The 8,550-nt window shown below is 64.1% G+C and carries 5 protein-coding genes; 2 read left to right on the forward strand and 3 right to left on the reverse strand.

Annotated elements, in window-relative coordinates; genetic code table 11:
• Nucleotides 1–888: NAD(P)/FAD-dependent oxidoreductase (locus VN004_RS02470; protein ID WP_325606680.1), on the forward strand; the 888-nt coding region annotated here is incomplete at its 5' end.
• A 52-nt stretch (nucleotides 889–940) separates the two neighbouring features.
• On the opposite strand, the gene VN004_RS02475 is transcribed toward VN004_RS02470, so the two are convergent.
• From VN004_RS02475 to VN004_RS02485, 3 genes are all read right to left on the reverse strand, one after another.
• Nucleotides 941–2,407, reverse strand: a complete 1,467-nt coding sequence (locus VN004_RS02475; RefSeq protein WP_325606682.1) for a GGDEF domain-containing protein — start codon at nucleotides 2,405–2,407, stop codon at nucleotides 941–943.
• Between the two features lie 354 nt (nucleotides 2,408–2,761).
• Complete coding sequence (locus VN004_RS02480) at nucleotides 2,762–3,985, reverse strand: DUF1501 domain-containing protein (protein WP_325606684.1); 1,224 nt, start codon at nucleotides 3,983–3,985, stop codon at nucleotides 2,762–2,764.
• 5 nt (nucleotides 3,986–3,990) lie between these two features.
• A complete protein-coding gene (locus tag VN004_RS02485; RefSeq protein ID WP_325606686.1) occupies nucleotides 3,991–5,442 on the reverse strand; it encodes a DUF1800 domain-containing protein in 1,452 nt (483 codons plus the stop codon).
• 152 nt (nucleotides 5,443–5,594) lie between these two features.
• Between VN004_RS02485 and uvrB the strand changes: the two genes are divergently transcribed.
• Entirely contained in the window at nucleotides 5,595–8,510 is a 2,916-nt protein-coding gene (uvrB, locus tag VN004_RS02490) for an excinuclease ABC subunit UvrB (RefSeq protein WP_325606689.1), read from the forward strand.
• Nucleotides 8,511–8,550 lie beyond the last annotated feature (40 nt).

Genomic DNA, 8,550 nt, shown 5'->3' on the forward strand with positions numbered 1-8,550 from the left:
ATCGTGCTGGAGCAGCGTGCCTATGGCGGGCAAGCCGGCGCCAGCGCGCGGATCGAGAACTATTTCGGTTTCCCGACCGGAATTTCCGGAATGGCACTGGTCAGCCGCGCCTTTGTCCAGGCCCAGAAATTCGGCAGCGAAATCATCATGCCGATCTCGATCACGCGGCTCGATTGCACGCGCAAGGACGGTACCTTCAAACTTCATACCGCGGACCGCGGCGAAATCCGCGCGCGCAGCGTGGTGATTGCGAGCGGAGCGCGCTATCGCCAGCTCGGCCTCGGTGAACTCTCCCAATTCGAAGGGCGCGGCGTCTGGTATTGGGCATCCCCGATTGAAGCACGGCTCTGTGCCAATGAGGACGTGATCATTGTCGGCGGCGGCAATTCCGCGGGTCAGGCCGCGGTGTTTCTCGCCAGCCATGCATCGACGGTGCGGATCGTGGTGCGAGGCGAAGGACTGGCCGCCACGATGTCCCGCTACCTCATCGACCGCATCGAGGCCGCGCCCAATATCGAGGTGCTGCCGCATACCGAGATTTCAGGTCTAGCAGGGAACGGCCGGCTCGCGCGCGTCCGGTTGCGCAATCGCAAGACCGGGAAGGAAGAGGAAGCGGCCATCGGCAACCTGTTCCTTTTCATCGGCGCGGAGCCCGCGACCGGCTGGCTTGCCGATTGCGGGATCGAACTCGACCGCGCCGGCTTTGTCATCACTGGGAAGGAATGCTCGGCAGGTCATGGCGAGAATCCGCTGCAATCGAGCGTACCCGGCGTATTCGCCGTCGGAGACGTCCGCTCCGGTTCGGTCAAGCGGGTCGGCGGGGCGATCGGCGAAGGCGCGCAGGTGGTCGCCGCGATTCACCGGTATCTCGCCGCGGCGTCGGCGTAATGCGCCTCGTCAGCGGGACCTGACCTTCGCGCGGGCCGCTTCGAGGAAGCCCTCAGCTCATGCGGATGTGCTGGGGCCTGCGGCGATCATGCTCGGCCTCGGAATAATGCAGTCGCTTGACCTCGAGCATCGCGAGATCGGCGCGCTTCACCACGGCTTCCATGCGCTCGCCACGGTTCGCGGTGGCGAGCCCCATCGACAGGCTGAGCGTCAGGTCCGGATAGAATGTATTGTTGATCGCGACGAGATCCTGAATGGTGTGAATCAGCGCCTCGCCTTCTGCCTCGTCCATCTCCGGCAGCAGGATCGCGAATTCATCGCCGCCGATCCGACAGGCATGCGCCGGCTTCTCGATCACCGAATTGATAACCTCGCCGGCGCGCCGCAGGAGCGCATCGCCCGCGGCATGGCCGAATTCGTCATTGGCCGCCTTCAGTCCGTTGAGGTCCACCATGATGATCGTCACCGGGTGCGGGCCCTTGCGCTCCAGCCGGTTCAGCTCGTCGACATAGAAGGTGCGGTTGTAGAGCTTGGTCAGCACGTCGTGGGTGCCGAGATATTCAAGATAGGCCTCGGCCTTCTTGCGCGCGGTGATGTCGGTGAGCGCGAGCTGCACCTGCGACCAGTCGTGCTCGCGGCCCGGCAGCACCGAAAATTGCAGCAGCAGATTGAGCTTGGTGCCATCGAGCGCGTAATTCACCACCTCGCGCAACTGGAACAGCTTGCCTTCCCACAGATCGATGAGCTGCTCGCGGAAATGCTGCTCCATATCGTCGCGGAATACATCCGGCAGCGCCCGCAAGAGCGCTGTCTTGTCGGGGGCGCCGAACAGATCGAGCGTGCGCTGGTTGACGTCCAGTACGCGGATTTCGCTCAGGCAGCGCGTGACGAATTCCGGATGGACATCGGTAAAGACGCGAAAATCGGTGATGCCGCGCTCGCGAACCTCGTCGATCAGCTTCTTGACGCTGGAGAAATCCTCGACCCACAGCGAGACCGGCGAATGGGCGAACAGGCCGAGCGCATAGCCCTCGCTCTGCGCCAGCTTCCGGCGCGCATTCTCGCGGTCGGTCACGTCCTCGATGGCAATCAGCACGCGATCCCAGCTGTCCTCGTGCCCGGGCAGGATGCGGCCGTGCAACTGGATGTCGAGCCGCCTGCCGGACAGGGTGTAATTCACCGTATGGCTCTCGAACGCGGTCTTCCCCTCCCAGAGCTGGACCAGCTCGTCCACATGGGTCGCCAGCATGTCGTCGCGGAACACCATGCCGAGATTGGCGATGAGATGGCCGACATCGTCGGCCTCGAACAACGTCAACGTCTTGCGGTTCACCTTGATGACGCGGATGCAGGCAGAGCATTCCTGGATGCGCGCGGGGTTGGCTTCGAAATGCGCCCGCAGATCGGTCACACCCGCTGCGCGCCAGCTCCCGAACAGAGCCTTGAGCGCGCTGTAATCCTCGAGCCACAGCGACACCGGCGCGAGATCGAACATCTCGGCGTCGTCGTTCCGGGTCATGGCTTGACCATTGTCTGAATTGAATGTCGACATGCAGAGCCTGCCTGCTCTAACCAGTAAACGCGCGTCCTTAGCTGAAGTGCGCCCTTATAAACGATTCCTGCTTAACAAAGGGGTGCACTTTCGCCGTAAATGGCCGTTTTCGACGCGGTTCCAGCGTCGGGAGCAGGGCCACGGGACACCCGTATCGGTGGCGCGGGGGGAGGCTGCGTTTACGGTTTGTCTACTCTGTACCGCGAAAAGGCGGGCACAAGCTCACACGGGTGCTGTTCTTTGCTCTGCACCGATGCCCGAGCCCAGAGCCATCCCGGAAGCATACCGCACACCTGGCTCCGAACGACCGCAGATCGGCGTCTACACAAGTTCACCCATCGGTTTTACAGCTTCGCTGCCGGGAAATACCGATGTGGCGAGCGCGCGTTCGTCGACCCGCAGGTGATCGCGCAGCAGGCCCTTGAGGACGGCTCGCAGATCGGTCGTCGGCTTCAGGTCGCGGCCATCGTGCAAGTCCTTGTCGCCGATCCCCGGCCAATCCGCGATCACGCGGCCACCCTTGAGTGCGCCGCCGGCGAGGAGTGCGACCGTCGCCGTGCCGTGATCGGTGCCGGCCGTGCCATTGATGCGCGCCGTGCGACCAAACTCCGTGATCACGGCGACTGCAGTCTGATCCCAGACGGGCCCCATATTCGTTTCAATCGCTGCGATCGCACCATCGAGCGCGGCGAGCAGCAGCGCGAGCTTGCCGTTTGCCGCACCCTCATTGACGTGAGTATCCCAACCGTCGAATGCGAGGGCCCCAACGCGCGGACCGTCGGGGCGCGCCATGAACTTCGCAGCACCGCCGGCTGCCTCCGAAAAATAGACGCGGGTCGCTGCGCCGGGGCCCGTCGGTTTCTCGCCGGGTTTCTGAGGCGACATGCTCATGCCGCCACCCTTTGCGATCCGCGCGAGATCCCTGCGCTCTTCGATTGCGACAGCCAAGGCCGGGTCCGTGTGCCGATAAAGCTCAAGCAAGCGTGCCGCCGTATCGCCGGCCGCTGGCTGCAGGCGCGGTGGGCTCCAGGACAGGACTGGTGCAGATCCACGCGCCACGAGAGGCGTGATCGGACCAACGGCGAATGCGCGGTTGCTTGCGACGCGCCCGGCCGGTTGCAGATTTTGAAGCGCGCGATTGAGCCACCCGGAATCGGCAGAGCCGACGCGGGGCAGTCCGCTTTCCAGAATATCCTGGCCGTCGAAATGCGATCGCTCGCGATAGGGCGTTGCGCTCGCATGTACGATCGTCGCCTGCCCTGCCCGGTACAGACGATGAAGATTCGGCATGGCCGGATTGAGCGCAAAGAAGGCGTCGAGCGGCAGGACACCGTCGCCTTGCAGGGCATTGTCACCGCGAAGACGCAGCCAATCCGGATCAGCGACGGGCGGGACCGCCGACAGGCCATCCAGGGCGCCCCGAAGCACGATCACCAGCAAGCGCGGGTCACGGCCTTCGGCAAGCGCCAGCTTTGGCATATGCGCCCAGGCAAAGAGCACGCCTGAAGCCAACAGCAATTCCCGACGCGTTGGAGCATGGACCATGGGTCTTACCTGCGCTGGAATTCGGGAGCCATCAACAGCAGCGCGAGCGCTTGCTGCCGGCTCTCGGCGCGCTCGAGCGTCTGGCGTGTTTCTTTTGTCAAAAGCGGTCCGAATGCCTCTTCCGCGATGGAAACGATTTCGCCCTGAGGCAGATTGCGCCGCGCATAATGGGTCGCGATATCGAGCCGTTGAGCGATCCCCGCGAGCCAGTCAGCGGAAGAGTCTGAAAAACCTTTCGGCGCCGGAGGACGCCAGAGCGGATATCCGAGCAGATTGTGTCCCTGCAGCATGGTGTTCAGATCGACGGACGTCGGGCTGGTCGCGCGTGCGATGCCCGACATCCATTCGGCAGGCGATCGCAGCTTGCTTCGCAACGGACTGACCGCTTCGGGCGAAGTTACCAGCGCGATGGCGATTTCCTTCAGGTCGCCGTCCGTGTCACGGAAGCGCTGGGCGAGCCGTTCGACCAGCGCGGGGGATGGATCGTCGGAAATGAAATGCCGCACCAGCTTGCGTGCAATATGCGTGGCCGTCGCCGGATGCCGCGCGAGCATCGTCAGGACGGCCCTGCCCTGCGCGATGCCGTCCTTTCCGAAATCGCGCTGCATGATGCGCTTCGGTCCCGGCTCGTGGAACCGGGCTTCGAACTTGAATTCGCCGGCGGTTTCGGGATCGGTCTTTACTCGAGCGAATGTCCAACCGGTGAGAACCTTCGCGAAAGCTGTGACATCGTCCTGCGCGTAGCCAGCGTCCACACCGACCGTATGCAATTCGAGAATCTCGCGCGCGAGATTCTCGTTCAGACCCTTGCCTCCACGCTTCCCGGCTGGTGACGTCGGTCCGATTGAGCTGGCATTGTCGAGGTAGATCAGCATCGCCGGATGGCTCTCGACCGCCAGTAGCATATCGAGGAATTTGCCGGTGATGTGTGGCCGGATCGCCTCGCGCTCAAAAGCACCGCAGATTGCCTGCACCTGTCCCTTGCCGGCTGACACGCAGAAGTGGTTCGACCAGAACCAGACCAGCCGTTCGGCAAAGCCGATCGGGGCCTGAAATGCCGCATCGAAACGCGCCTTGGCCTCGTCGCGATAGATGAGCGCCGGCATCGAAGGCATCCGAACCTGTTTGGGCGGTGCCGCCGGCGAAACCATTGCCTCGCCATCACCTTGCATCTTCGGCGTCGCGTTGCCGTCGGCTTGCATTTGCGGCTTCGCATTGGCCTCATGGCGTTCCTTCAACCGCTCGGCTCTGAGGCTTGTCCGACCGCCATAAGCGGCCCGGAACGCTTCGCCTGAAGCGAGGAGATCGTCGCTCGCGATCAGATAAGCTGACGGCTGGTCGAGTTCGGCCAGCAACGCGGCCCGTGCGTCCCTGCCAGCCGCGGTGAGCCCACCTGGCTTCGGCACAAAGCCAAAGCGATGGATCAGAATGGCGGTCTGCAGATCGGGATCGCGCATCGCATTCGTCGAAGTTAAGATGATACGACCTCTCGGCCAAGACTCTGTCAAGAACGCGGCGGTGCGCCTCAGCGACTGGCGCGTGCGAGGGATCAACAAGGTCCCCGCCCTGCCCTTTTATCGCGGCCCGACTCCGCCCATATTGCAAGGGCATGTCCAAATCCCCTGACACTCCCGGCAAGCCGGACAAAAAGCCGAAGGACTACGCACGTCCGACCCGCGCCAAGGCGCATCGGCCGGAAGCGCCGAGGCCGGATCCGGCGCTCGACGCGCTGCTCAATCCCGGCATCGTCAAGGGTACCGCTGGCATGGGCTCGGGAACCGGGCTGCAGCCGCCGCCGGACAATTCCTTCGACCGCCGCGCCGGCAATGCGGCCGAACACACCGCGCGCCTCTCCACCCGGGAGGGGTTCCGCGAGAAGCCGCAATCCGGCTATGTCGCGCGCTCGCCTTACGAGGGGCCGCCGGTGTCCGGCATCGATCCGGCGCTTGCCAAGGAACTCGGCCTCGAACCCGACGAGAATGCCGAATTGCCGGGGGCGAAGGTCGGCAAGCGTCGGCAGAAGAATCCCGACGAGGTGGACCTTGGCCGCGGCGTCACCGGGGCGTCGGCGTCAAATGCCGCGCTGGAGGACCTCCTTCGCAGCGGCCGTCCCGAATTCAACGCGCAGACCTGGACGCCGCACCGCCCGCCTCGTCCGGAAAAATCCGAAGGCGGCGTGCGCCTCGTCATCAAGAGCGAGATGGAGCCGAAGGGCGACCAGCCGACCGCAATTGCCGAACTCGTAGAAGGCGTGAACCGAAACGACCGTACCCAGGTGCTGCTCGGCGTCACCGGGTCCGGCAAGACCTACACCATGGCGAAGGTGATCGAGGAGACGCAGCGGCCCGCGCTGGTGCTCGCCCCGAACAAGACGCTCGCCGCGCAGCTCTACGGCGAGTTCAAGAGCTTCTTCCCCGACAACGCGGTGGAATATTTCGTCTCGTATTACGATTATTACCAGCCGGAAGCCTATATCCCGCGCACCGACACCTATATCGAGAAGGATTCCTCCATCAACGAGCAGATCGACCGCATGCGCCATTCGGCGACGCGCGCGCTGCTCGAACGCGATGACGTCATCATCGTCGCCTCGGTGTCCTGCATCTACGGTATCGGTTCGGTCGAGACCTACTCGGCGATGACCTTCTCGCTGAAAAAGGGCGGCAAGATTGAGCAGCGCCAGCTCATCGCCGACCTCGTGGCGCTGCAATACAAGCGCACGCTCGACTTCTCCCGCGGCACCTTCCGGGTGCGCGGCGACACCATCGAGATTTTTCCGGCGCACTACGAGGACCGCGCCTGGCGGGTCTCTCTCTTTGGAGATGAAATCGAGAAGATCGCCGAATTCGATCCGCTCACCGGACGCGAGACCGACGAACTGAAATTCGTCAAGATCTACGCCAATTCGCACTATGTCACGCCGCGCCCGACGCTCATTCAGGCGATGCAGAGCATCAAGGCCGAGCTGAAGATGCGGCTCGATCAGCTGGTGAAAGCCGGACGCCTCCTCGAAGCCCAGCGGCTCGAGCAGCGCACGCTGTTCGACCTCGAGATGATGGAGGCGACCGGCTCCTGCGCCGGCATCGAGAATTACTCGCGCTATCTCACCGGACGAAAGCCCGGCGAGCCGCCGCCGACCTTGTTCGAATATGTCCCCGACAATGCGATCGTGTTCGTCGACGAAAGCCATGTCACCATTCCGCAGATCGGCGCGATGTTCCGCGGCGACTTCCGGCGCAAGGCGACGCTCGCCGAATACGGTTTCCGCCTGCCTTCGTGCATGGACAACCGTCCGCTTCGCTTCGAGGAGTGGGATGCGATGCGGCCGCAGACCATTGCCGTCTCGGCGACCCCGGGCGGCTGGGAACTCGACCAGTCCGGCGGCGTCTTCGCCGAGCAGGTGATCCGCCCGACCGGCCTGATCGATCCGCCGGTCGACATCCGCCCCGCGCGCACGCAGGTCGACGACCTCGTCGGCGAGGTGCGCGAGACCGCGCGCAAGGGCTACCGCTCGCTGATCACCGTGCTGACCAAGCGCATGGCGGAGGACCTCACCGAATATCTGCACGAGCAGGGCATCCGCGTGCGCTACATGCATTCGGACATCGACACCATCGAGCGCATCGAGATCATCCGCGACCTGCGGCTCGGCGCGTTCGACGCCCTCGTCGGCATCAACCTCCTGCGCGAGGGCCTCGACATTCCGGAATGCGCGCTGGTCGCGATCCTCGATGCCGACAAGGAAGGCTTCCTGCGCAGCGAGACCTCGCTGATCCAGACCATCGGCCGCGCGGCGCGCAATGTCGACGGCCGCGTCATTCTCTATGCCGACCAGGTGACCGGCTCGATGGAGCGCGCGATGGCGGAAACCGGCCGCCGCCGCGAGAAGCAGGAGGCCTACAACAAGGAGCACAACATCACGCCGGCTTCGGTGAAGAAGAACATCGCCGACATCCTCGATAGCGTTTACGAGCGCGATCACGTGCTGATCGACACCGGCGACGGCCGCGGCGACTTCGCCGAAGCGGCCACGATAGGCCATAATTTTGAGGCGGTTCTGGCTGATCTTGAAACCCGGATGCGCGAGGCCGCCAGCGATCTGAACTTCGAGGAAGCCGCGCGCCTGCGCGACGAGATCAAGCGCCTGCGCGCCACCGAGCTTGCGGTGAACGACAATCCGGTGACCAAGCGGATCGATGCATCGGGCCGCGGCAAGGGCGGCAAGATCGATGTCTCCCGTCCGCACAAGCCGGCGCTCGACGAGATGGGCGTCGCCTCCTATCACGAGGTGCTGCCGGATCGCCCCGGCGGCAAGGGAAAGCGCCGCCGTCCGTCGGTGCTCACGCCGGGCGAACAGGTGCTCGACGGCACCGAGCGCGAAGCCGGCCGCCCGCATTTTCCCGATCTCGACTCCATGGGCCCCGGTACCGAAGCAGTGCCCTATCGCGAAGGCGGTCCGCGCTCGACACTCGGCAAGCCCGGTCAGCGCGGCGGCTGGACATCGAAGAAATTCAAGAGGACATAGCGGCCCCTTTCAGCGGCCGTTCGGACACGGCGTGACGCAG

The organism is Pseudorhodoplanes sp. (assembly GCF_035565855.1).
Taxonomy (GTDB): domain Bacteria; phylum Pseudomonadota; class Alphaproteobacteria; order Rhizobiales; family Xanthobacteraceae; genus Pseudorhodoplanes.

Excerpts from the sequence above, each read along its gene's own strand:
- VN004_RS02480 (WP_325606684.1), bottom strand. The coding sequence starts at position 3,985 with ATGGTCCATGCTCCAACGCGTCGGGAATTGCTGTTGGCTTCAGGCGTG.
- VN004_RS02485 (WP_325606686.1), bottom strand. The coding sequence starts at position 5,442 with ATGCGCGATCCCGATCTGCAGACCGCCATTCTGATCCATCGCTTTGGC.
- VN004_RS02475 (WP_325606682.1), bottom strand. The coding sequence starts at position 2,407 with ATGACCCGGAACGACGACGCCGAGATGTTCGATCTCGCGCCGGTGTCG.
- uvrB (WP_325606689.1), top strand. The coding sequence starts at position 5,595 with ATGTCCAAATCCCCTGACACTCCCGGCAAGCCGGACAAAAAGCCGAAG.